Source organism: Arthrobacter hankyongi (genome assembly GCF_022012395.1).
Taxonomy (GTDB): Bacteria; Actinomycetota; Actinomycetes; order Actinomycetales; family Micrococcaceae; genus Crystallibacter; species Crystallibacter hankyongi.
The window spans coordinates 143,453-167,265 of sequence record NZ_JAKLTQ010000006.1; the positions used below are offsets into that span (position 1 = coordinate 143,453).

Consider the following 23,813-nt stretch of genomic DNA (forward strand, 5'->3'; position numbering starts at 1 on the left):
ACAAAGCCGGTCCCGGACGTAGTGTCCGGGACCGGTTGACCGTGACCCCAGCGGGATTCGAACCCGCGTTACCGCCGTGAGAGGGCGGCGTACTAGGCCGCTATACGATGGGGCCCTGCACTTTTTGCCAGCTTGCGCCGGCTGGTGGAATATTCACATTCCACCGAATTCAACCGGAAACAAATCCCGATTAAACGGAACCGCCCGGACAAATTGTCCGGGACCGGTTGACCGTGACCCCAGCGGGATTCGAACCCGCGTTACCGCCGTGAGAGGGCGGCGTACTAGGCCGCTATACGATGGGGCCGTGTACTTTCAGTACTGTCACTCACTGTCATACGAAATACGTATTTTCAGCGGCATAAACAGCGCTGGGATACCAGGACTCGAACCTAGAATGACGGTACCAGAAACCGTTGTGTTGCCAATTACACCATATCCCAATGGCTTTGAGCTGCCGTTCGAGGGGGCCTGCCCCGCTCTCTCAGCGCCTCAGCACGAGTAATTACTTTACCCGACGACCGGCAGAACTACAAAATCGGATCCGGGCTCCGCCGGTGTGGCGTCCGCCACAAGCGCCCCTCCGGCCGGATGGCCTGCCCAGGCAGGCTGCCCGGCCGGAGGAACCGGCGTCAGCTGGCGGCGCGGAAAGCCTTGAGCCGGACCAGCGACGAATGCCTGCCCAGGATCTCCATCGATTCGAACAGCGGCGGGGAAATACGGCGGCCGGACACCGCGGTGCGCACCGGACCGAAGGCCAGCCGCGGCTTGATGCCCATCTCCTCCACGATCGCCTGGCGCAGCGCCGCCTGGATGTTCTCCGCGGTCCACTTCTCCACCGGTTCGAGCGCGGCAATAGCTGCGTCCAGTACCTCGGCCAGGTTGGCCGGCAGGCCCTTGCGCGCGTCATCGGCGATGTCGATCCCGTCATCGGCCTTGAACAGGAAGGCCAGCATTTCCGGCGCCTCGCCCAGCAGGCCGATGCGTTCCTGCACCAGCGGCGCTGCCGCTTGGAGGATTTCCTGCTCGCGCGGGGCCAGGGTTTCGCCCACCAGACCGGCATGCTGCAGGTACGGAACGAGACGTTCCCGGAAATCCACCGGATCCAGCTGGCGGACGTGGGTGCCGTTGATCGCCTCGGCCTTCTTCAGGTCGAACCGGGCCGGGTTGGAGAGTACATCGTGGATGTCAAATTTCTCCACCAGCTGCTCCACGGTGAAGATGTCTTCGTCCGCGGACAGGCTCCAGCCCAGCAGGGACAGGTAGTTGAGCAGGCCCTCCCGGATGAAGCCGCGTTCACGGTGCAGGAAGAGGTTGGACTCCGGATCCCGCTTGGACAGCTTCTTGTTGCCCTCGCCCATGACATAGGGCAGGTGCCCGAATAGCGGCATGTACTGTGCCACGCCAATGTCGAACAGGGCGCGGTAGAGGGCGATCTGCCGCGGCGTGGAGGAGAGCAGGTCCTCGCCGCGCAGGATGTGGGTGATGCCCATCAGGGCGTCGTCCACCGGATTGACCAGGGTGTACAGCGGCTTCCCGTTGGCGCGGACGACGACGAAGTCCGGCACGCTTCCTGCCTTGAAGGTGATCTCGCCGCGGACCAGGTCCTCGAAGGTGATGTCCTCGTCCGGCATCCGCACCCGCAGCACCGGTTCCCGGCCCTCGGCCTTGAACGCGGCGATCTGCTCGGCGGTCAGGCTGCGGTCGTAATTATCGTAGCCCAACTTGATGTCGCGGCCGGCGGCCTGGTGGCGGGCCTCGACTTCCTCGGGCGTGGAGTAGGACTCGTACAGGTGTCCTGCTTCCTTCAGCCGGTTAATGACGTCCACGTAGATGTCGTGGCGCTGCGACTGCCGGTACGGTTCGTGCGGTCCGCCCACCTCGACGCCTTCGTCCCAGGTGATGCCGAGCCATTTCAGCGCCTCGAGCAGCTGGTGGTAGCTCTCCTCGCTGTCCCGCGCCGCGTCCGTGTCCTCGATGCGGAAAACCATGGTGCCGCCGGTGTGCCGGGCGTAGGCCCAGTTGAACAGTGCGGTGCGGATCAGCCCGACGTGCGGGGTGCCCGTGGGGGAAGGGCAGAAACGGACCCGGACGGGGGTCTCGGCGGTGACGGTGGGAATGTCAGCTGCAGTAGTCATAGTGGCTTCAAGTTTACGGGAGTGGCGCTCCGGTCGTGTCGGCGTCGTCAGCGGACCGCCTGCAGCAGCACGGCGCAAATGCCGCCGCAGACCACCGCGCCGGCCAGCGCCGATCCGGACAGCCGGGCCGCGGTGCCGCGTTTGAGCGCCGCTGCCGCCCAGAGCCCGGCCAGCAGCAACGGCAGGGCCAGCAGGCCCGGCAGCCCCAGCAGCAACGGCATGATGACGGCGGCCGCGCCCAGGGTGGCCGCCGGCCAGTACAGCGGCCACTTCCTGCGGGCCAACAGGACGGCAGCGTAGCCGGCGAAAATGCCCAGGATCACGGCCGCCAAGGCCAACGGTCCGTGCCACCAGCGGATGACGCGCAAAGTGCCGTACATCAGCACGCCGGTACAGACCATCGTTGGTCCGGCACGGAGCCGGCCAAGGCCCCGGCGCAGGTCTGCGCGCCGGTCCAGCCCGGTCACAATGGCCCATGGCACCGCGCAGACCAGCAGCGCCGCGCCGGCACCCCAGGCCAGCGGATACTGTGTGCCGGGTCCGGCGAACGGCGCCGCCAACAGGAGCGCGGCCCACACGACGGCTGGCGAAAGCACCGCCGCGATGGTGCGGGCCGCATGGCGGCGGAACGGCGCCGTCGTCATGGTTTCACTGGCGGAACCGGTCAGCGGGCGGTGTTGGCCAGCCGGCCGATGCCCTCGATCTCCACCTCGTAGCGCTGACCCGGCTGGATGGTGCCCACACCGGCCGGGGTGCCGGTCATGATGACATCCCCGGGCAGCAGCGTGAAAGCCTGCGAGGCGTAGGACACCAGGTCCCGCACGCCCCAGATCATCTGGGCGGTATTGCCGTCCTGCTTCAGTTCGCCGTCCAGCCAGCCGCGGATGGCAAGGTTGTCCGGGTCCAGTTCGGTCTCGATCCATGGTCCCAGCGGGGCCGAGCCGTCGAAGCCCTTGGCCCTGGCCCACTGGCCATCGGTGCGCTGGGCGTCCCGGGCGGTCAGGTCGTTGCCGCAGGTGTAGCCGAAGATGACCTCGTCCACCCGCTCCACCGGCACGTCCTTGCAGATGCGGCCGATCACCACGCAGAGTTCGGCCTCGTAGGAGACCTCATCGGAGAAGGACGGCAGCACCATCGGTTCGTTCGGGCCGATCACCGCGGTGTTCGGCTTGAAGAACATCAACGGGGCGGGCGGGGTTTCGTTGCCCATCTCCTGGATGTGCCCGGCGTAGTTGCGGCCGATGCAGACGAGCTTGCTGCGCGGGATGATCGGGGCCACCAGGCGTACGTCTTCAAGCCTGTGCCGGGCGCCGGTGAGCTGGAGCCCTGTGAAGAACGGATCGCCGCTGATCACGGCGACCTCTTCGCTCCCCTGCTCCCCCTCGACCACGCCGTACATCGGATCGGAATCGACAACAAATCGGGCTATACGCATGCGGTTAGCCTATCGTCCGCTGCCGGCTTCAGCTGCGCAGGAAATCCAACTGCGCCGCCACCGAAGATTCTGCGGCGCCGCGTACCGCCGGATCCACGTCCGTGTAGACGTAGTCCGTCACGGCCTGGATGGTGGCGTCCTCGCCGAGCCGCTCCAGCGCGGCCCGGACCTGCTCCAGGCGCTCGTGACGGTGCTCCAGGTATTTCGCGCAGATGGCGGCCAGATCCGGCAGCACCGGGCCGTGCGCCGGCAGCACCGTGGCCGGGCCGAGCGCGGCCAGCAGTTTCAGCGATTTCAGGTACGGGCCCAGCCGTCCGTCCGGGTAGGCGATGATGGTGGTGCCGCGGCCCAGGATGGTGTCACCGGTGAGCACGGAGCCGGACGGGCCGTCGTCGGGCAGGTGCAGGCAGACCGAGTCCGCGGTATGGCCCGGAGTGGCCAGGACCCGGATCCGGACGCCCGCGGCGTCCAGCACCTCGCCGTCGGACAGCGGGCGGCCGCCATGGCAGAAGGCGGGGTCCAGCGCGCGGACCGGCGCACCGGTCAGTTCGTGGAAGCGGGCACTGGCCTGGGTGTGGTCGATGTGGTGGTGCGTGATCAGCACCAGTTCGACGTCGCCGGCGGCCGCCAGCGCCTGCAGGTGCGGCTCGTCCAGCGGTCCTGGATCCACCACGACGACGCCGGAGCCGGGTGCGCCGATCAGGTACGAGTTGGTGCCGTCCAGGCTCATCGGTCCGGGATTCGGGGCCAGCCGGAAGCGGGTCAGCCGGCTGCTGCGGACGAATCCCTGGCTGTCTTGGTTCGGGTGCGCGCTCACATCCCTATCCTGCCATGCCGCCGGCTACGGTTTCCGGCCGGCCAGCAACAGGCGGGCCGCCTTGCCGCGGTAACCGGAGCAGCTGGTGGTGTAGGTCCCGCCGGCGGCCTTGTCCGCCCCCATCGCATACGACATGCAGTCCGCCGCGCGCTCCAGGCCGGTGCCGCCCTTGCCGCCGTAGACCGCGTTCATCCGCTTGGCCAGGGCGTCGTAGTTGTCCTTGTACAGCGCGTACTGGCGGATGTGGGCGCATTCGTGCAGGGCCACGTACTGGAAGCCGGCACCGGCGGGGTAGCTGCCCCCTATTTCGATCCGGCGGGAGCCCGTCCACGCGTAGCTGGTCCAGCCCGGCACCACGGTAATGATCTGGTTCGGGCAGTAGGCACGCATATAGCGGTAGGCACGCTTGTGCTGGCCCGTGTAGTCGCGCGGATTCTCGTGCGAGATGGTGACAGTGTCCGCCCAGGCCTTCTCATACCTGGTGCCGTCAATGACCAGCCGGTACTTCCTTTTGACGGTGGCGGAAGCCTTTGGACTCTTCACGGTCTGCGGACCGGTCACCGAGCGGCCGGGCTGCAGCGTCCAGCGCAGCGTCTGCAGGGTGTTCCACTTGCCGCCGCGCCAGACCTGGTACCTGCCGGTGCGGCTGCTGCGGGCGTTGTAGACCCGGATCGTGTAGGAGCGCTGGGTGTAGGACGGGATCCTGCCCTCGGCGGTGCCGAACAGGCTGGTGCCGTCCGGGGCCCAGGCCTCGGTGGGCTTGCGGGAGGCCGTGGCCGACGCCGCCACCGACCCGTCCAGGGCAGCGGCCGGGCCGGCGGACCACACGGCTGTGCCCGGCCCGCCGGCCAGGAGAAGCAGGGCCAGCAGCGTGGCCAGGACGGCCCGCAGCGGGGCTTGCCTTCGTGCCTGCATCGTGCCCGGCATATTCCGCGTCACCTCATGTCCCCCGGTTCCCCCGCGCCCGGAACGCCGGACAGTAGCTGGAGCCCAGCCTAGCGCGTCCCGCCTTGCGCTGGCCGGGCGGGTACGCCGTGCGGCAATTTTGCCTCCGCCGGGCGCATTTTCGCCTATGGCTCTTGCCTAATCAGCCGAAGGCATGGAAGTTGAAGGCGGGGAACCATCACTGTGCAGGGGGCAAGGATGGCGCATTGGCAATTAGGGCTCTTGGGAAACTGGAACCTGCGGCGCGACGGCAGGCACACCGGTGTCAGCCACCGCGAACAACGCGTTATTGCGGCCCTGGCGCTGCGTGGCCGGACCCCGCGGGCCGCGCTGGCGGAACTGCTCTGGCCGGACAGCACCCGTCCGCTGGCGCTGGAAAGCCTGCGCGTCAGCGTCTGGGCGATCACCCACAAGCTGCCGGGCCTGTTGGCCGGCACACGGGACCCGCTGGAGCTGGCTGCCGGGGTCCATGTGGACGTGCACGATGTGGAGTCCTGCGCGGCCGACCACGGCGGGTCTGCGGCGCAGCAGGCTCTGGTGCTGGAAGCCCCCATCGAACTGCTGCAGGGCTGGTACGACGACTGGGTGCTGCCCGAACGGGACCGGGTGGACCAGCTCCGGATCCGCGCCATGGAACAGGTTGCCGAACTGTTCCTCCGGGAACAGGCCTATGACCGGGCCATCGAGGCCGCCAGCCGCGCTGCGGCCCTGGATCCGTTCCGGGAAAACGCCCACCGCCTGATCATCCAGGCGCACCTGCTGGCGGGCAACCGCGCCTCCGCGGCGCAAAGCTACCGTCGCTTCTCCGCCAAGGTCTCGCGCGAACTGGGCGTGGGCCCTTCACCCGAGCTGACGGATCTAATCCGGCGGCTCGGTTCCTGATCCGGCCGCCGCGGGGACCGGACCTACTGGACTTCCTCCTGGGGAGGCGGCAGCTGGAACTGGAGCTGTTCGTCCACGGTCTGGACCCCGGAGACGGCGGCCAGCGCCTGCCGGCAGTCCTCGCTCACGGATCCGGTGATGAATCCGGACTGGAGCACCTGCGTCACCTGCATGCCCCGGGCCCGCAGCGCCTCGGCGACGTCGCCGATCATGGACAGATGGTCCTGTTCGACCGTCACGCTGATATTGACCATGGACCTAGCGTACGCCCGGTCAGCGGGCCGGTCAGCGCCGACCCTTCCTGCTTTCTGTGCGGGTTTCAGTGCGGATTCATTGCGGGGCAATGACCAGTCCGGACCCGACGTCGGCGGACGCCGCCAGCAGCCTGTCGCTTTCCTGGGCGAGCACCGACCACAGTTCGCGGCCGCGGAAACCGGTGGCCTCGGCCCACAAGGCGGCCACGCCGGCGGCATGGGGCGCGGCCATGCTGGTCCCGCTGATGCTCCGGTAGCGGCCAGGCATCGGCCAGGACGAGTAGACCTGCCAGCCGGGGCCTGCGACGTCCACCTGCCCGCCGCGGCCGGGCAGGCTGCGGGCGGAGAAATACGGCACGGCCAGCTGCTGGTCCAGGGCGCCCACGGCCATGATGTAAGGGCTGTTGGCCGGCACGCCGACGAAACCGAAATTGCCCTGTGGACGCTGGGCGTTGTTGCCCGCCGCAGCGATCAGCAGGACTCCCCGGTCCAGCGCCCGCTGCCCGGCGGCGGTATAGGGCGGATGGGCCTGCGCGAGGTTGGCGCCGAACGACATGGAGACGACGGCGCAGCCGTTGGCCACCGCCCAGTCGATTCCGGCCAGGATAGCCGCATCGGTGCCGGAGCCGGCGTTGGACAGCACCTTGCCCGCGAAGATATCCGCCCCATAGGCGATCCCGTAGCGCGGCCCGGTGGACGGAAGCCGGGGGCCGCAGGCGGTACCGGTGCAGTGCGTGCCGTGCCCATGCCCGTCCTGCGCTGATTCACCCTGCACGAAGGACTGCGTGGTGATGCTGCGGCCGGCAAAATCAGGGTGCGCGGCGTCGAACCCGGTATCGAGGATGGCCACCTTGACGCCGTGGCCGGATACCGCCGACTGCACGGCCCGCGTGGCCTGCAATCCCCAGGTGGACTGGTTGCTGTCCTCGAAGGCCGGTGCCGCGGCCGCGGCAGCGGCTCCGCCGTCGAGCCGGGCGCTCAGGTCCGCCACGCCGTCGCGATAGCCGCGCACATACTCGGCCGGCCCCAGGACGTGGTGGACCAGTTCGGGCGAGACGGACAGCACCACCGGATGCGGACCGCCGGTGCCCTGCAGGGCGGAGAGCTGCTCCTGGCTGGCCGACACGACGGCGATGCCGAGTGTCTCGAAGACCGTGGCGTCGGCGCCGCTGGCATCCGTGATATCGACGGCGCGGTCCTGGAAGTCCCGGGAACTGGCCACGTTGGACAGCCCCGCCGAGCCGAGCACCGAGGCCGGCTCGTAGCCGTCTTCGGCGAAGACGACGATGTACCGGCCGGTGGTGACCGCCGCCCCCCGCCCGGCCGGGGAACCGGCCTCCGGCGGGATACCGGCCGATGCTGGCAGATCCGGTTCAATCACAGCGCCCTCCCGGGGATTGCGTGCAGGCCGGGGGCACCGGGCACCGCCAGGGAAACCGGACCCGGCCTTGCTTCGAAGTGTGGCCCGTCCGCGTTACTGCAGCGTTATGGACCGGACCGCTGCGGTGCAGTCTATTCTTTTTCCTTCCCGTCGAGGACCTTTTGGGTCTGCTCGTTATTGAACATGGCCCAGGGCGAGCTGTCCGAGCCCTGCATGGCCGCTTCCGGGGTGTCCGCCCGGGTCCACCATTTCGCCTCGAAAATCCGCCCCTCGAAGAGCACCCGGTCCCCCTTCTCATAGGTGCTGGTGGGCGACCACCGCGGATACAGCCCGGCGGGCGCCGTCACCACGGGCACGGGCTTTTCCCCCGGCAGGACCGGGCCAATGAGGGTCCACGGCGTCTCGGAGGCCTGCAGCACCGGATCGTTGGGCGCTTCCCCGCGGGTCCACCATTTGGCTTCGTAGACATTGCCCTTCCAAACCACGCGCGATTCGGCCACATAGGACGCCTGGTCCGACCAGATCGGGTAGGGGCTGGTTTCCGGGTTGTCCACCACCACGGCCGCCGGGGACGACGGCGCCGACGGTTCCGGAGGGCTGTCGAGCCGTCCGGCCACGCCGGTGACGCCGTCGGCAAGCACCGGGGCGAAGCGGGAGCCGCCTTGGTCCACGCCGCTGCAGCTGTCCGAAACCCGGGTGGTATCCCCATAGTTCTCGCTGCACGTCTGGTCCCGGTTCAACGACCACATGGACAGCCGGCCCACGCCGTTCTGCCGGGCAAACGCGTTCAACCCGGCTGCGGCGTGGAGGTCGAACACCTCGCCGGGGATGTCGTTCTGGCCGATCATCGGGGTCAGCCCGATCCGCCGCCACAGCGTCTGGGTGCCCACGTCCTGCCCTGCCTGCCGGTACAGCGCCGAGAGCTGGGCATGGGTGGCTTCGGCGGCAGCAATGGAGGCATCGAGCATGGTTTGCGATGACGCCTTACCCGCGCCGTAGTCCATGGTCATGATGTTGACGCCCTTCAGCGGCGCACCGGCAGCCAGCATTTGCGCCACCGCGGCAGTACCTTCCCCGGTGAGGCCCGCGGGCGCCACCGGCAGGGTCAGCCAGACCTTCAGGTCCTTCCCGCTTCCGGCCCGCTCGCGCTGCAAGGCGGCGAAGGCCTCGGCACGGCGCTTGCCCGCGGCCTGGTCGGAGAGGTCGTTGCCCTCGATATCCAGGTCGATGGCGGCTGGCTGGTAGCGGTCGAGGACGGCCCGGTAGGCGGCCAGGAGCTTGTCCTGGTCGGTGCAGGCGGTGGCCAGTTCGTCATTGTTCAGCCCGCCGAAGGACAGCACGATTTTGCCGCCTGCGCCGGTCAGACGGGCCATCCGCCGGTCCAGGTCCATGGTCTGCTCAGCCTCGTCCAGGCTGTAGGCGCCGCCCCAGGACGGGCTGCACGGCTCGTCGGGGTCCGCCACGATAAAGGCGAGCACCACGTTCCGGCCCTCCGCCCCGGCGGGATTCTCGAAGGCGTGGAAGGGGGTGGCGGTGGCGTCGACGTAAGCGCCGAACCACGGCTTCCCCGTGGCGGCCGCGCGGGCATCCGTGAACCGGTGCCAGCCATCGAAGGCGGTGACGCCCAAAGCGGCGGCCACCACCAGCAGCAACGCCAGCCGCACTATGGACAGCCTGCGGCCCGGAAATCGCTTTGACACAGAACCCCCACAAGAACATGCCCCCGCGGGCGGGGACGGCCGGATGGTTGCCGGTTCCGCACCACATATACGGCGGCGGGGCGCCGTCGCCGGACCGGCCCCCGAACGTTTAGTATAGGGGCAGCTTAAAGGTTTCATCTAGCCGCGGTCCGCGCACCGGATCCGCGGCCGGAATTCGAACGCCGGCACCGGCTGCCGGCCCCGGCATGGGGGGCGTATGTCCGAGCAAGCAACTGTATCCACCCCGGAGGCACCCCAGCAGCCGGGCACACCGGCCGTCTCCACGGAACCGCCGCGGCGGCGGCAGTGGGGCTCCGAAAAGCGATCCGAACCGCTGTCGATCGTACATCCGGTCCCCTCGCGCGGGAAGCTCGCCTGGGGCAGGGTCGGCATCGTAACCACAGTGCTGTCCTGGGTTGTCTACGTCATCACCACCGTGCTGCGGGAGCTGGCCAACAATCCCAACGCCGGTTTCCGCTTCCAGTTCGAAGCGGTGTCCTACCTGGTGGTGGTCAGCTTCCTCACCTTCTCCGCCCTGATGTACCTGATGGCCCGGCAGGGGGCCCTGCACCGCTTCCGCGACCACCGGCGCGTCCCGCGCGGGGAACTGGACCGGCACTTCGCCGACTACCAGGAAGGCATTACCGTCCTGGTCCCGTCCTACGCCGAGGAACCCGGCGTCGTGCGCGCCACCTTGTGGTCGGCCGCGCTGCAGGAGTTCCCCGGCCTGCGGGTGGTGCTGCTGCTGGACGATCCACCCTTCCCCACCGATCCGGCGGTCCAGGACCGGCTGGCGGCGACACGGGCGCTGGCCGGTGGGATCGAACAGCAGCTTAAGGGACCGGCGGACCGGTTCCGCTCCGCACTTGACGCCTTCCGACGGCGCACCGGCCCAGGCGGCACCGGAAGCGCCGCTGCCGAGCTGTCCATCCTCACCGCCGAATACGAGGCGGCGGCGGTCTGGCTGGAGGAATTCGCCGAGGCCGAACCGGTCGAGGACCATGTGGACGAGTTCTTCGTGGACCTGGTCCTGATGGGGCTGGCCCGCGAGCTGCGGCTGACCGTCTATGCCCTGCGGGCCGCCGAGGTCCAGGGCACGGCCCCCGATGCCGACCGGATGGTGGAGCTCTACCTTCGCCTGGTGCGGATCTTCTCGGTGCGGATGGGCACCTTCGAGCGCAAGCTTTACGCCAACCTCTCGCATGAGGCGAACAAGGCGATGAACCTGAACTCCTACATCTCGCTCATGGGCCAGCGCTGGCGGCGCGAGGATGCCGCCGGGGACGTGGTGCTGCGGCAGGCGGAGGAACCGCAGGCTGACGATCTGGACTGCCCGGACACGGCCTACATCCTGACCCTGGACGCGGATTCGCTGCTGCTGCGGGACTACTGCCTGCGCCTGGTGTACTTTCTGGAATCTCCGGGCAACGAGCGTGTGGCGGTCACCCAGACCCCGTATTCCTCGTTCCGCGGTGCCCCGACCCGGATCGAGCGGATTGCCGGCGCCACGACGGATGTCCAGCACATCCTGCACCAGGGCATGAGCTACTACGGGGCCACCTTCTGGGTGGGGGCCAACGCCGTGATCCGCAAGCAGGCGCTGGACGACATCGTGGAAGTGGAAACGGTAGGTGGGTTCGAGGTCCGCCGCTATGTCCAGGACCGCACGGTCATCGAGGATACCGAGTCCAGCATCGACCTGGGTACGCACGGCTGGACGCTGGCCAACTATCCGGAGCGGCTCAGCTACAGCGCAACGCCGCCGGACTTCGGCTCGCTCGTGGTCCAGCGCCGGCGCTGGGCCAACGGCGGCCTGCTGATCCTGCCCAAGCTGGTCAAGCAGCTGTCCATGCGGCGTTACCGGCACGAGCGCATCGGCGTCCGGGAAGTCCTGCTGCGGGTCAACTACATGGCCTCGATCACCTGGGCCAGCTTCGGCCTGCTGTTCCTGCTCGCCTACCCCTACGACAGCCGGCTGCTCAGCCCGGTGGTCTTCTGCGCGGCGCTGCCGTACTTCCTGGCCATGGGCAGCGACCTGCGCGAGTGCGGCCACCGGTTCAGCGACATCTTCAGGATCTACGGCTTCAACCTGGTCCTGCTGCCGGTGAACCTCGCAGGCGTGCTGAAGTCCCTGCAGCAGGCCATCACCGGGGAGAAGATCCCCTTCGTCCGCACCCCCAAGGTCAAGGACCGCACCGCCGCGCCGGCCATCTACGTGCTGGTCCCCTACCTGATTGTCGGTTTCTCACTGCTCACCTTGTGGCGGGACGTGGCGCAGCAGAACTGGGGCAACGCGGCCTTCGCCTGCCTGAATGCTGTGCTGGCCGGCATCGCCATCTGGTCCTACATCGGTGTGAAGAACTCGGTGGTCGACATCGTCCTGGGCACGCTGAACTGGCTGTATGTGGCTCCGAAGCAGCCGAAGTCCGATCCTGTGGTGATCGTGCCCAAGGCGCCGGAAGACGTCGACTGGGAGTCCATCCTGTACCACGGGGACCGCCGGCTCAACCGGGACCTGCGCGGCGGAGCCGACGACCGGCGCCGGCGGGCCGCCGCGCTGGCCGCCGCGGGCGGGAAGAAGCGGCGCAGGTAGCAGCTGCTCCCCCGCCGGCCGGCACGTCGGGGACGGAAAACGGCAGGGAGCCCCCGGAACTTCCGAGGGCTCCCTGCCGTCAGCCTGCTGGAATCCGGCGCCGGTTCAGGCCAGCCGGGTCAGCCAGCCATGGGTGTCTTCCACCGTGCCGGTCTGGATGCCCAGCAGCTGCGCGCGGATGGACATCGACACCGAGTCCCCGGCCAGGGCCGGGGAGGGGATGTCCCCGGCGGCCGTCTTGAGCTCGCCGATCGGGGTGATCACGGCGGCCGTGCCACAGGCGAAGATTTCGGTGATCTCGCCGGCGGCGACGCCGTTACGCCACTCGTCGATGGTGATCTTCCGTTCCTGGATCCTCAGTCCGCGGTCCTTGGCCAGCTGGATCACGGAGGAACGGGTGACACCGTGCAGGATGTTCCCGTTCAGTTCCGGCGTCACCAGGGTGCCGTCCTTGAAGACGAAGAAGATATTCATGCCGCCGAGCTCTTCGACAGCATTGTCGTTGGTGGGGTCCAGGAAGAGCACCTGCTTGCAGCCGTGGGCCTCGGCCTCCAGCTGGGCAGCCAGCGAGGCGGCATAATTGCCCCCGCACTTGGCCTCGCCGGTACCGCCGTGCCCGGCACGGGCGTAGGTGGTGGAGAGCCAGATGGACACCGGCTGCAGCGGACCGCCGAAGTAGTTGCCGGCAGGCGAGGCGATGACGCGGTAGGACACTTCGCGGGCAGGGCGCACACCCAGGAACGCCTCGGTAGCGATCATGAACGGACGCAGGTAAAGGGCCGCACCGTCGCCGCTGGGGATCCAGCCCTGGTCCACGGCGACGAGCTCGCGCAGCGACTCCACGAACACGCCGTCGGGCAGCTCCGGCAGGGCCAGGCGAACGGCGGACTTGTTGAACCGTTCCGCGTTGGCCTCCGGGCGGAACGTCCAGACCGAGCCGTCGGCATGACGGTAGGCCTTCAGGCCCTCGAAGATCTCCTGCCCGTAGTGCAGCACCGCGGCCGCCGGGTCCATCAGGATGGGTCCGTACGGCTCCACGCGGGCGTTGTTCCAGCCGCCGATGCCGGCCTGGTCCTCCTTGTAGTCGACCACGACGGTGTGGTCGCTGAAGTAGTTGCCGAATCCCGGATCGGCCAGGATCTGGCCGCGGCGTTCGGCACTGGCCGGATGGTCGGAGAGATGCCGGGAAAATTGCAGTGTTTCAGTCATGGTTCCTCCACGGTGAGTGCACACCGTTGTGCCCGCCGTCTGCTCAGGTTGATTCTCGCGTTGTTTCAGGTTAACAACCGCTAACTAGCCTACTGCCAAAAGCGAAGCAATCGCATCGCCGACCTCCGACGTCGTCCGGGCTGCGGTGCCGCGGCCGGCGATGTCCTTCTCCACCGCCTCCTGGACCCGGGTGGCAGCCTCGGGCAGGCCGAGGTGCTCCAGCATCAGGGCCACGGACAGGATTGCCGCCGTCGGATCGGCTTTCTGCTGCCCGGCAATGTCCGGCGCGGACCCATGGACGGGTTCGAACATCGACGGCACGGTGCGGTCCATGTTGATGTTGCCCGAGGCAGCCAGGCCAATGCCGCCGGTGACCGCGGCAGCCAGGTCCGTGAGGATGTCGCCGAACAGATTGTCGGTGACGATGACGTCGAAGCGCGACGGGTCCGTGACCATAAAGATGGTGGCCGCGTCGATGTGCAGATAGTCCACGGCAACATCCGGAAACTCCTGGCCGACAGCCTCGACGGTACGCCGCCACAGGTGCCCGGCGTGGACCAGCACATTGTGCTTGTGGACCAGGGTCAGCTTCCGGCGGCGGGCCTGGGCGCGGCGGAACGCGTCACGGACCACGCGCTCGACGCCGTGGGCGGTGTTGACCGAGACCTCGGTGGCGATTTCGTACGGAGTGTCCACGCGCAGCGCGCCGCCGTTGCCTACGTAGGGCCCCTCGGTCCCTTCACGGACGACGACGAAGTCAATCTCCCCCGGGTCCGCCAGCGGGCTGGGCACGCCCGGGAACAGCTTGGCCGGGCGCAGGTTGATGTAATGGTCCAGGCTGAAACGCAGCTTCAGCAGCATTTCGCGCTCGATCAGGCCGGAGGGGATGCGGGTGTCCCCCGGCGCGGCCCCCACGGCACCGAACAGGATGGCATCGTGGGTGCGCAGCTTCGCAAGGGTCTCGTCGGAGAGGGTCTCCCCGCTGGCCAGCCAGTGCTCGGCGCCGAGCTTATACTCGGTGAGTTCGAACTTGGCTGCCTCCGTGGCGGTGGCGGCCTGGAGCACCTTCACGGCCTCGGCAATGACCTCCGGACCGATCCCGTCGCCGGGAATGACTGCAAGGGAAATAGCCTGGGATTCTGCTGCGCTCATGTTCCCAGTTTATGGAAGGGTTCCATATCCTGAACAAGTCATCTCATATTTCGGACACTCCCGGCTGGTCCGGACCCCATCGTCCAGGCCGGCCGGGAGCCCCGGTCCTCAGGCCGCCTGCGGCTCCAGCACGCGAAGCCGGCAGGCCGCGTGTTCGCGTACGGCAGCTTCCGGCAGCGTGGCCCGGCGCGCAACCCCGATCAGTTCCTGCAGTGCTTCGTCCACCGCCCGGGCTCCGCTGAGGTCGATGGTGATTTCCAGGCCCGGCAGCAGGGCATTGGTCCTGGCCGTGATGGAGTACAGCGCGTGGAGGTTCGCCTGCGTCAGGGTCCCCTCAACCCGGATCACGGCTGAAGCCTGCTCGGTATCGAGCTTGACCAGCACGCGCAGCTTCCTGGCACCGCCGGCCGGATGCTCCTGCATGGCCCTCCGCCGTGCAGCATCCAACTGCCGGCGCTCCGCCATCCCCCGCAGGTCGCGGACCACACTGTCCCTACCCTTGACTGCGGGATGCATCGTGCTCATTGCCATGTCGTTCCTTTCCGGCCGTCGGAATCGTCATTCCGTCGGCTGGCCGTTGACTGTCTGCGCCCGGCACAGGTGCCCCCACCTGTGCCGGCACCTCCGATTCCCCCAAGCAACCGCAGGCATTAACCAGTGTGGCCCGGAACCAACGCCGGGGTTAGAGCCGAAAGTCCCGAGTTCCCGGATTTTCTGGCGCGTTACTTCCCCTACTGGAACACTTAAGGGAGAAGGCACTGCCGGTCCGGGACGGCAGTGCCGCGGCTGCGAGCAGGAGACAAAGTGCCACAAGGAAAGCCGACGAAACCGAGTACGGGGCCGGCGCCGCTGCGCGTCTTCATTCTGGATGACCACGAGCTGGTCCGCCGCGGCCTGCACGAACTGCTGGAAGACGAAGGCTTCGAGGTGGTCGGCGAAACCGGTTCGGCGGAGGAAGCGACGAGGCTGATTCCGGCCCTGCACCCTGACGTGTCGGTACTGGACGGACGGCTGCCGGACGGAACGGGTATCGAGGTCTGCAGGGATGTCCGCTCGATCGATCCGGCCCTGCGCTGCCTGATCCTGACCAGCTATGACGACGAGCAGGCCCTGCGCGGCGCAGTGCTGGCCGGGGCTGCGGGATACGTGCTGAAGCAGATCGGCGGGACGGATCTGGTGGCTGCCCTGCGCCGGACCGCCAGGGGCGAGTCCCTGTTCGATCCGGAGCTCGAGGCAAGAATTGTCGGCGGGATGGCAGCCGCCCCGGCCGCCGACTCCCGGATGGCCTCACTGAGCCCCCAGGAACAGCGGGTCCTGACGCTGATCGGGCAGGGGCTGAGCAACCGCCAGATTGCGCAGGAACTGTTCCTGGCAGAGAAGACGGTGAAGAACTACGTCTCGTCCTTGCTCGCCAAGCTCGGATTCAAGTCCCGGACCCAGGCAGCGGTCTTTGTGACCGCCGACAGTGCCGGAGGCGCCTTCGCCAGCTAGTGCGGTGACCGCATAGGTTAGCGGTGTTTCAAGCCGCTGACCGTGCGGCGTCATGGCGTCGGCAGTGGTGGTGCTTGTCGCCGCGGACCCGGACACGTTCCCGACACCGGGAGTCCAGCACCTCGGGATGGCCGGAGCTGGTCCGGGTGACCCGACGCGGCACCGGATCACCACCGGCCCGGAGCCCTACCCGGATGATACCGGCTGGCCTATGGTGGTCCTGACGCACGTCGAAGGAAAGGAACGAGGATGTTCACCCTACAGATAGGCTATCCAGTCCGGGACTACGCGGAATGGAAGAAAGTCTTCGACAGCGATCCCGCGGGCCGCGCCGCGTCTGGCGCCCGGTCTGTCCGGGTATTCCGGGATGCAGGCGACCAGAACAACGTAGCCGTGCTCCTTGACTTCGACACCAGGGACGCCGCGACCGTCTTTTTGGAACGGCTGCGCAGCCAGGTGTGGGACAACCCCGATGTGATAGGGCAGCTGCTGTCGGCATCGCCGACGGCCAGGATCCTGGAGGAGGTGGCCCGCGAGGGTCAGGCCGCGGGCTGACCACTAATCGACCAGCGGGTGAAGAGCAGCCCCAAGGACGCAGGGAGCGCCGGCTGAATCCCTGCGGCGAACTCCCCGCCGGCATTCAGCAGGCGGGGACGGCCACCCGCCCACTGAAGCGTCCGGGCAAGCCAGCCCGATCCCCACCCCGGTCAACCGTTCCGGCCAAAGCACTGGCGCCGGCTGCTACGGCAGCGGCACCGTCCAGATCAGCCGGGTCCCCTGACCCGGCGCCGACTCGACCCGGAAGGTCCCGTCCAGCAACCGGGCCCGCCGTTCGATATTGACCAGGCCGCTGCGCCGGGCGGGTACAGGCAGTCCCCGGCCATTGTCGGCGATGGTCAGTTCAAGCCGGTGGTGGTCGTCCGCGACGAGGGAAATCCAGATGCTGTCCGCACCCGAATGCCTGACCGCATTGCTCAGTCCTTCCAGGACAACGGCCACCACGTGCTCGGCAACGGTGGCCGGGACGTCATCGACCGGCCCGGAAAATTTCAACTGCGGCGTGTAGTCAAGGGAGGCGGTACCCCCGCGCACCGTTGCCGTCACGCGGCTGCTGAGCAATCCAGGGCCCTCCGCTGGCTCCCGCAGCGAGTAGATCGTATCGCGCAGATCCTTGATGACCTGGTCCAGCTCCGCAGTGATGTCCCTAATGCGTTCAAGCTGGCTGGGTTCGGTGCTGAAGCGGCGCATGCCCTGCAGGTTCAGCCCGGCCGCGAAAAGGCGCTGGATCACAAGGTCATGCAGGTCCCGGGCGATGCGTTCACGGTCGACGAAAAGCAAGTGCTGCTCGCGCATCCGGTACACGTTGCCCAGTTCCAGGGCCATCGAGACATGCTGGCAGAATACCCCGATCACATCCACGTCCCACTGCCGATACTCAACCGCACCAAGTCCGCGGGCCAGCAGCAGGACGCGGCGGTCATCGCCCCGCGGCCCCAGCGCCAGCAACAATCCCGGGCCCAGCACGCCGCGGGCTGCCGGACCGAGCAGCTGGGCAGCATCGGCAAGGGGCCGGGGGTTTTCGAGCTCGAGCAGCGACAGGACAGGGGCGGCCGCCGCCACGGTGCTCCCGATCGCGGCCGGCGCCTCGGTGCCGGTACCCAGCAGCCAGCGGACCGCCCCGGATTCCGGGTCCGGGGCCCCTACGGCAGCCACGACCGAATCGGACTCCTGCATGGCCCGCTCGGCGATCATGTGCAGGGCCTCGGATTCCTGCTGCCCCACCATGCCCAGAATGGTCCCCGCGAGTTCCATGGCTGCCTCCAACCAGTGCCGGCTGGCTGCCGTCTCCCTGGACAGCATGGCGTTCTCGATTGCGGCGCCGGCCAACGCCGCCAGCGCCGCCGACCGTTCCTCGTCCTCGGCTGTGAAGCCTCCGTCCCCCGCCTTGTCCGCCAGGTAGAGGCTGCCCAGCACGGCGCCCCGGATCCGGATCGGAACCGCCAGGAAGGTCGCGGTATCCGGGTCCGGCACCCCGTCCGGGCCGGACAGCCGCTGTGCGGACCGCCGGGCCCTGCCCTGCCTGATTTCGAGAGTGACGACATCGCAGGCTTGCTGCTCCGCGCCCGAAAGGGCAATCTCGCCGCGGTGCGCATGGGCCGAACGGCAGGCGGCCTCCGCCAGCCGCTCGAGCACCTCTTCCAGGCTCAGGTCCTCGGCCAGCGAGGCCAGGGCCCGCCGCATTTGTCTGGCATTCGCCACCGGGTCGGTGTCAACCACCCTCAGCCCGCCATCTGGCTAGACCGGCAAAAGGTACAGACTGCAGCGCTCACGAGTTCTCCCCTCGCACCACCACCGTGCGGGCCCCGGCCGACGCCGGGGGCAACCACCCGCGCTCTCTCATCGTAGCCTTACCTCGCCGGTCCACAAGGGCAGCCTCAGAACCTCGCCGGTCCGCCGGCGGCGAATCAGCCGAGGGAATGATGCCCGGCCGCCCCGGCACCGCCTAGAGTCGATGATCATGCGGCTGCACCACAAACTCTACGGCTGGCTCCAGGCCAACGCCGCCAAAGTCGATCTCATCACCATGCTGCTGGCCTTCGCCGTCCTGGCGCTGCCCTATCTGGCGGCGAGTCCGGCGGCATTCGTCGTGGCCACCCTGCTGGTGCTTCCCCTGGCTTGGCGGCGCACCCGGACCTGGCAGGCCGGTGCCGCCACGGCAGCAGTCTGCCTGGCCCAGGTGCTCCTAGGAATCGATCCGGCGCCGGCGGCGGACGTGCTGGTCTTAGTGGCCGTCTACTCGCTGGCGGCCTACGCCCCACGCTGGGCCAGCCTGGGCGGCCTGGCCCTGGCGCTGCTGGGCGGAGTGCTGTTCATCGTGCGCTACTGGTTCATGCCCGGTGCCGTCCTGACCTTCGGACTGGTACCGATGTACGTCGTCGGAATGATAGCCACCGAAGCCGTCGTGCTGGTCGCATGGGCCTTCGGCGACCTGGCCCGCACCCGGCGCCTGGCGGTCCAGGCCCTGCGGGAGCGGGCCCGCCGGCTCGAGATCGAACGCCAGCAGGAACGCGACCTGGCCGCGGCCGACGAGCGCAACCACATTGCACGGGAGATGCACGACATCGTGGCTCATTCGCTCTCCGTGATCATCACCCAGGCCGACGGCGCGCGCTACGCCAGCGCGCAGGATCCCGCCGTCGCCGGCACTACGCTGGCCACGATTGCCGAAACCGGCCGCGGTTCGCTCCGCGACATGCGGCGCCTGCTGGGCGTGCTGCGCGGGGATGAAACGGCCTCCACCCGGCCGCTGCCGTCGCTGGCCGACGTCGGTACGCTCGTGGACACGGTGCGCCGCTCCGGCCTTGCCGTGGACTACCGGGTCCAGGGCGCTGCCCGCAGGCCGATGCCCGCCGGCGCCGAACTGACCGCCTACCGGGTGGTCCAGGAGGCACTGACCAACGTGCTCAAGCACGCCGGGCCGGCAGCCTCCGCCTCGGTGCTGCTAACCTGGTCCGCCCGGGGATTGCAGCTGCAGGTCGACGACGACGGCCGCGGCGCCGGCGCCGATCCGTCCGGCGGCGGCCAGGGCATCACCGGCATGGCCGAGCGGCTCGCCCTCTACGATGGAACGGTTGAGACCGGACCGCGCACTGGCGGCGGATTCCGGGTTACGGCGTTCATTCCGTACACGGAGGCCTGAGTATTGACCGAGACAGCAGCTGCCGGAGGACCCATCAATACCGCCGAAGGACCCATCAAGGTGGCGCTGGTCGATGACCAGCAACTGGTCCGCGGCGGGCTCAAGATGCTGATCAATTCCCAGCCGGACCTGGAGGTAGTGGCCGAGGCCGGCAACGGCCGGGAGGCGCTCGCCTCGCTGGCCGCGGCGAGCGCCGACGTCGTGCTGATGGACGTGCGCATGCCGGACATGGACGGCATCGAGGCCACCGGGAAGCTGCTCGGGCGGGCCGGTGCGACCGACACGGCCCAGGGTCCGAAGGTGGTGGTGCTGACGACCTTCGATCTGGACGAATACGCACTGGCGGCCATCCAGGCCGGGGCCAGCGGCTTCCTGCTCAAGGACGCGCCCCCGGAGGAACTGCTGGCGGCCATCCGCACGGTCCACCGCGGCGATGCCGTCATAGCTCCCTCCACCACACGGCGGCTGCTGGACCATGTGGCGCCGCTGCTGCGCGCCCCCGGCCCGGAGACCGGCCGGCACACGGCAGCGGTGGACTCCCTGACGCCCCGCGAGCGCGAGGTCTTTCTGCTGATTGCCCAGGGGCTCTCCAACCCGGAAATTGCCGCACAGCTGTACCTGTCCGAGGCGACGGTCAAGACCCATGTCGGACACATCCTGGCCAAGCTCGGTGCCCGGGACCGGGTGCAGGCAGTGGTCATCGCCTATGAGACGGGCATCGTCACGCCGGTCCCGTGACACTGCCGAAGGCCGGATCTCCACCCGTGGTATGAGTCCCTGCGTCCGGATACCAGCCTGGCGGCTGATGCCCGGCTGACCTGCGGTTTCATAGGCTCGGAGTATGACTACAACATCCGAGCAATCACCGGCCGCCGCGAGGCCGGCCACCGCCGCCGCTGCGACCTTGTCGCTGAACAAGACCTACGGTTCCGGCGACACCCGCGTCCACGCCCTGCGGGACGTCGATGTCAGCTTCGAGCAGGGCCGGTTCACCGCCATCATGGGCCCGTCCGGCTCCGGCAAATCCACCCTGATGCACTGCCTGGCCGGGCTGGACACCGCCGATTCGGGCCAGGTCTGGATCGGCGGCACCGACATCACCGGGCTGAAGGACAAGCAGCTCACCCGGCTGCGCCGCGAGCGCGTGGGCTTTGTCTTCCAGGCTTTCAATCTGGTGCCCACGCTGACCGCCGAGCAGAACATCCTGTTGCCGGTGGCGCTGGCCGGCGGGACCGCGGACCGGGACTGGTTCCGCCAGGTGACCTCCGCGCTCGGCCTCGCGGACAGGCTCCGGCACCGCCCACACGAGCTCTCCGGCGGCCAGCAGCAGCGCGTCGCCGTCGCACGTGCCCTGCTCACCCGGCCGGACGTAGTGTTCGGGGACGAGCCCACCGGCAACCTGGATTCCAAGGCGGGGGCGGAGGTACTCTCGCTGCTGCGGCGCTCCGCCGTCGAAATGGGCCAGAGCATCATCATGGTCACGCACGATCCGGTGGCCGCATCCTATGCGGACCGCGTGGTGCTGATGAATGATGGCGAACTGGTTGGCGAACTGGACCATCCGGACGCGGACAGCGTGCTGGGTGCCCTGGCGAAGCTGGGGGCCTGAACATGCTGCAGGTAGCACTTGCACAGGTGAGGATGCATGCCCGGCGCTTTGTCGCCGTCGGCCTGGCCGTGGTGATGGCGGTGGGCTTCCTGACCGCCACGCTGATGGTCAATGCCTCGACCGAGGCCTCGCTGGCCAACAGCATCGGGGCCGGCTTCCGCAATGCGGACCTGGTGGTAACCGCCGGGGAGGACGGAGAACTCGACGGCGCCATGGCCGCCGCCGTGGCGAAGGCGGACGGGGTGGCCGAGGTCTATGCCCAGCGTCATTCCCGGGTGGCCTTCGGGTCCGGGACCCAGGCCGGCTTCGGCCTGATGCAGGACCTGGCCCCGCGGTCCCTGGACTCGCTGACAGTGGTGTCCGGCAGGCTGCCTGCCGGTAACGGCGAGGTGGCCGTGGACGACACGACGGCCGCCAAGTACGGCCTGGCCGCCGGCACCAGCCTGAAGCTCGCCGCGGGCTCGGGGACGGTGGCCGCACGGGATCTCAAGGATGCCGCCGGCGCTACGGTGACCGGAGTGGTGAAGGCCTCCAAGGACCCGCTGCTGATGGGCCAGCCGCAGCTGCACGCGCTGCCGGTCCTCGCCGCCCGCCTGGCCGGCGACTCCGGCTACTATCCCAGCATCCAGGCCAGGGTCGCGGACGGAACCTCAGTCACCGAGGCGAAGGCCGCCGTCGAATCCGCGCTGGACGGCGCCGGGTCCGTGGTGGTGCGCACGGCCGATGAGCAGACCAAGGCCGTGGTCGCCATGTTCACCGGCGGCCAGGACCAGCTGACCATCATCCTGCTGGCCTTCGCGCTGATCGCCCTGCTGGTGTGCGCGCTGGTGGTTTCCAATACCTTCTCCGTGCTGGTCGCCCAGCGCACCCGCGAACTGGCGCTGCTGCGCTGCATTGGCGCCGGCCGCAACCAAATCCGCCGCTCGGTGATCGTCGAGGCCCTGCTGGTGGGCACCGCCGCCTCCATCCTCGGCGTGCTCGGTGCCATCGGACTGATGGCCGGGATCATCGCTGTGCTGCAGCGGCAGCCGGACACCGAATTCGCCGTACTGGCCGTGCCCGGCCACGCGGTGGCCGCCGGGCTGCTGGCCGGTGTCGTGATGACGGTGCTGGCGGCCCTTTCCCCGGCCCGGGCCGCCACCGCCGTCGCACCGCTGGCCGCGCTGCGCCCGGTGGATGACGCCCGGCTGGGCAACCGCCGCGGCAAGGTCCGGCTTGCCGCGGGCCTCGTCCTGACGGTGGCCGGCGGCGCTATCCTCGCGCTGGGCGCGACGACCGCCAACCTCCTGATTGCGCTGCCCGGCGGCGCACTGTCCTTCGTCGGGCTGCTCATGTGTGCCTCGCTGTTCGTGCCGCCGCTGGTCCGCGGGGTGGGCCAGCTGGCCCGGCCGCTGGGCGTGCCGGGCCGGCTGGCTGCCGTCAATGCGGTGCGCAATCCCGGCCGCACCTCGGCCACCGCTGCCGCGCTGCTGATTGGCGTCACGCTGGTCACCATGATGATGACCGGTGCCCAGACCGCCCGGCAGGTCTTCGATACGCAGCTGGGTGCCGAGTATCCGGTGGACATCACCGTCACGGACCGTGCCCTGGACGGGCGTCCGCTGGACCAAGCCGCGGCCCGGACTGCCGCCCGGCACGAGGGCGTCACTGCCGCCGGGCTGGTAACGGTGGCCGGCAGCACCGAAATCGACGGCTCGCAGACGCCCGTCTACCGGCTCGGTCCGGGCCAGGCACAGCTGCTCCAGGACAAGTCGCTGGTGCTCGATGCGGGCACCGTGCTGGTCCCCCAGGGATCCGGCGTCAAGACCCTGGCCGTGGCCGGGGCGGAAGGCTCGAAGACCCTGACCGCCGTAGAGACCGGCAGCAGATTCTTCCCGCCGCTGGTTTCGGCCGCGGTGGCCGAGGAGCTCGGCGGACCCGCACCGGAGCAGGCAGACGCCGGCGCGGGACCGCAGCTGTGGCTGGCCGTGGACAGGGAGCTGGGCGCGGCCGAACTGATGCAGCTGCGCACCGACCTGGCCGCGGAGCTGAACGTCAATGACTACCAGCTTTCCGGGGCGGCGATCGAGCGCGCGGCGTTCAACCAGATTATCGACGTGATGCTGCTGGTGGTCACCGGGCTGCTGGCGGTGGCGGTGCTGATCGCCTTGGTGGGGGTGGCCAATACGCTGTCGCTGTCCGTGCTGGAGCGCACCCGCGAGTCCTCGCTGCTGCGGGCGCTGGGGCTGACTACCGGCCAGCTGCGCGGGATGCTCGCGCTGGAGGCGGTACTGGTCGCCGGGGTGGCAGCACTGATCGGGACTGTGCTCGGGGTACTGTACGGCTGGCTGGGGGCACGCTCGGCGCTGGGGGTTTTTGGCGACGTCGCCCCGTCCCTGCCTTGGCTGCAGCTGGCGGCCGTGCTCGCCGTGGCGGTAGTGGCCGGCTTGCTGGCATCGGTACTGCCGGCCCGCCGGGCCGCCCGGCTGTCCCCGGTGGAAGGGCTGGCGACAACCTAGGCCGGATCT

Annotated in this window: 20 protein-coding genes and 3 tRNA genes; 8 read left to right on the top strand and 15 right to left on the bottom strand. The window is 68.8% G+C overall.

The features are described from left to right. Positions 1-42: 42 nt before the first annotated feature. From LVY72_RS10585 to LVY72_RS10620, 8 genes are all read right to left on the bottom strand, one after another. Positions 43-115 (bottom strand) — tRNA-Glu (locus LVY72_RS10585). A gap of 119 nt (positions 116-234) precedes the next feature. Next, positions 235-307: transfer RNA gene (locus LVY72_RS10590), tRNA-Glu, on the bottom strand. Between the two features lie 64 nt (positions 308-371). Further along, positions 372-443, bottom strand: a tRNA-Gln gene (locus LVY72_RS10595). A gap of 189 nt (positions 444-632) precedes the next feature. Further along, a complete protein-coding gene (gltX, locus tag LVY72_RS10600; protein WP_237820581.1) occupies positions 633-2,138 on the bottom strand; it encodes a glutamate--tRNA ligase in 1,506 nt (501 codons plus the stop codon). A 47-nt stretch (positions 2,139-2,185) separates the two neighbouring features. After that, positions 2,186-2,782 carry a hypothetical protein gene (locus LVY72_RS10605; RefSeq protein ID WP_237820582.1) on the bottom strand — a complete coding sequence of 199 codons (597 nt, stop codon included), beginning with the start codon at positions 2,780-2,782 and terminating at the stop codon, positions 2,186-2,188. 20 nt (positions 2,783-2,802) lie between these two features. Then, complete coding sequence (locus LVY72_RS10610) at positions 2,803-3,573, bottom strand: fumarylacetoacetate hydrolase family protein (RefSeq protein ID WP_237820585.1); 771 nt, start codon at positions 3,571-3,573, stop codon at positions 2,803-2,805. Positions 3,574-3,601: 28 nt separating this feature from the next. After that, positions 3,602-4,390 (bottom strand): MBL fold metallo-hydrolase, encoded by a 789-nt coding sequence (locus LVY72_RS10615; RefSeq protein WP_237820587.1) that lies wholly within the window; start codon positions 4,388-4,390, stop codon positions 3,602-3,604. A gap of 24 nt (positions 4,391-4,414) precedes the next feature. Beyond that, positions 4,415-5,329 carry a hypothetical protein gene (locus tag LVY72_RS10620; protein WP_237820589.1) on the bottom strand — a complete coding sequence of 305 codons (915 nt, stop codon included), beginning with the start codon at positions 5,327-5,329 and terminating at the stop codon, positions 4,415-4,417. 228 nt (positions 5,330-5,557) lie between these two features. On the opposite strand from LVY72_RS10620, the gene LVY72_RS10625 reads away from it, so the two are divergent. Next, positions 5,558-6,217, top strand: coding sequence for an AfsR/SARP family transcriptional regulator (locus LVY72_RS10625; protein ID WP_237820591.1), 660 nt, complete (start codon positions 5,558-5,560; stop codon positions 6,215-6,217). Between the two features lie 23 nt (positions 6,218-6,240). Here LVY72_RS10625 and LVY72_RS10630 read toward each other — a convergent pair whose 3' ends face one another. The 3 genes from LVY72_RS10630 to LVY72_RS10640 all read right to left on the bottom strand — a co-directional run bounded on the left by LVY72_RS10630 (position 6,241) and on the right by LVY72_RS10640 (position 9,552). After that, positions 6,241-6,471 (bottom strand): hypothetical protein, encoded by a 231-nt coding sequence (locus LVY72_RS10630; protein WP_237820593.1) that lies wholly within the window; start codon positions 6,469-6,471, stop codon positions 6,241-6,243. Positions 6,472-6,547: 76 nt separating this feature from the next. Beyond that, positions 6,548-7,852 (bottom strand): S8 family serine peptidase, encoded by a 1,305-nt coding sequence (locus LVY72_RS10635; protein ID WP_237820595.1) that lies wholly within the window; start codon positions 7,850-7,852, stop codon positions 6,548-6,550. A gap of 131 nt (positions 7,853-7,983) precedes the next feature. Beyond that, complete coding sequence (locus tag LVY72_RS10640; RefSeq protein ID WP_237820597.1) at positions 7,984-9,552, bottom strand: chitinase; 1,569 nt, start codon at positions 9,550-9,552, stop codon at positions 7,984-7,986. Between the two features lie 217 nt (positions 9,553-9,769). Here LVY72_RS10640 and LVY72_RS10645 point away from each other — a divergent pair, with 217 nt between their 5' ends. Next, complete coding sequence (locus LVY72_RS10645) at positions 9,770-12,145, top strand: glycosyltransferase family 2 protein (protein WP_237820599.1); 2,376 nt, start codon at positions 9,770-9,772, stop codon at positions 12,143-12,145. Positions 12,146-12,250: 105 nt separating this feature from the next. Here LVY72_RS10645 and LVY72_RS10650 read toward each other — a convergent pair whose 3' ends face one another. The 3 genes from LVY72_RS10650 to LVY72_RS10660 all read right to left on the bottom strand — a co-directional run bounded on the left by LVY72_RS10650 (position 12,251) and on the right by LVY72_RS10660 (position 15,031). Then, positions 12,251-13,354 (bottom strand): branched-chain amino acid aminotransferase, encoded by a 1,104-nt coding sequence (locus LVY72_RS10650; RefSeq protein ID WP_237820601.1) that lies wholly within the window; start codon positions 13,352-13,354, stop codon positions 12,251-12,253. Positions 13,355-13,438: 84 nt separating this feature from the next. Continuing rightward, positions 13,439-14,506 (bottom strand): 3-isopropylmalate dehydrogenase, encoded by a 1,068-nt coding sequence (locus LVY72_RS10655; protein WP_237820603.1) that lies wholly within the window; start codon positions 14,504-14,506, stop codon positions 13,439-13,441. Positions 14,507-14,614: 108 nt separating this feature from the next. Continuing rightward, positions 14,615-15,031 (bottom strand): hypothetical protein, encoded by a 417-nt coding sequence (locus LVY72_RS10660; protein ID WP_237820605.1) that lies wholly within the window; start codon positions 15,029-15,031, stop codon positions 14,615-14,617. 279 nt (positions 15,032-15,310) lie between these two features. On the opposite strand from LVY72_RS10660, the gene LVY72_RS10665 reads away from it, so the two are divergent. Together LVY72_RS10665 and LVY72_RS10670 are read left to right on the top strand one after the other, a co-directional pair. After that, positions 15,311-15,997 carry a response regulator gene (locus tag LVY72_RS10665; protein ID WP_237820607.1) on the top strand — a complete coding sequence of 229 codons (687 nt, stop codon included), beginning with the start codon at positions 15,311-15,313 and terminating at the stop codon, positions 15,995-15,997. Positions 15,998-16,246: 249 nt separating this feature from the next. Further along, positions 16,247-16,552, top strand: coding sequence for a hypothetical protein (locus tag LVY72_RS10670; RefSeq protein WP_237820608.1), 306 nt, complete (start codon positions 16,247-16,249; stop codon positions 16,550-16,552). A gap of 186 nt (positions 16,553-16,738) precedes the next feature. Here the strand turns inward: LVY72_RS10670 and LVY72_RS24665 are convergent, their stop codons facing one another. Then, the gene (locus LVY72_RS24665) at positions 16,739-18,274 is read right to left on the bottom strand and encodes a sensor histidine kinase (RefSeq protein ID WP_237820610.1); all 1,536 of its coding nucleotides are present in this window, start codon (positions 18,272-18,274) and stop codon (positions 16,739-16,741) included. A 241-nt stretch (positions 18,275-18,515) separates the two neighbouring features. On the opposite strand from LVY72_RS24665, the gene LVY72_RS10680 reads away from it, so the two are divergent. The 4 genes from LVY72_RS10680 to LVY72_RS10695 all read left to right on the top strand — a co-directional run bounded on the left by LVY72_RS10680 (position 18,516) and on the right by LVY72_RS10695 (position 23,804). After that, on the top strand, positions 18,516-19,697 hold the full coding sequence (locus tag LVY72_RS10680; RefSeq protein WP_237820612.1) for a sensor histidine kinase: 1,182 nt from the start codon (positions 18,516-18,518) through the stop codon (positions 19,695-19,697). Positions 19,698-19,757: 60 nt separating this feature from the next. Then, positions 19,758-20,435 carry a response regulator gene (locus tag LVY72_RS10685; protein ID WP_308190762.1) on the top strand — a complete coding sequence of 226 codons (678 nt, stop codon included), beginning with the start codon at positions 19,758-19,760 and terminating at the stop codon, positions 20,433-20,435. 103 nt (positions 20,436-20,538) lie between these two features. Then, positions 20,539-21,306 carry an ABC transporter ATP-binding protein gene (locus LVY72_RS10690; RefSeq protein ID WP_237820616.1) on the top strand — a complete coding sequence of 256 codons (768 nt, stop codon included), beginning with the start codon at positions 20,539-20,541 and terminating at the stop codon, positions 21,304-21,306. A 32-nt stretch (positions 21,307-21,338) separates the two neighbouring features. After that, positions 21,339-23,804, top strand: coding sequence for an ABC transporter permease (locus LVY72_RS10695; protein WP_237820761.1), 2,466 nt, complete (start codon positions 21,339-21,341; stop codon positions 23,802-23,804). The last annotated feature ends 9 nt before the right edge of the window (positions 23,805-23,813 follow it).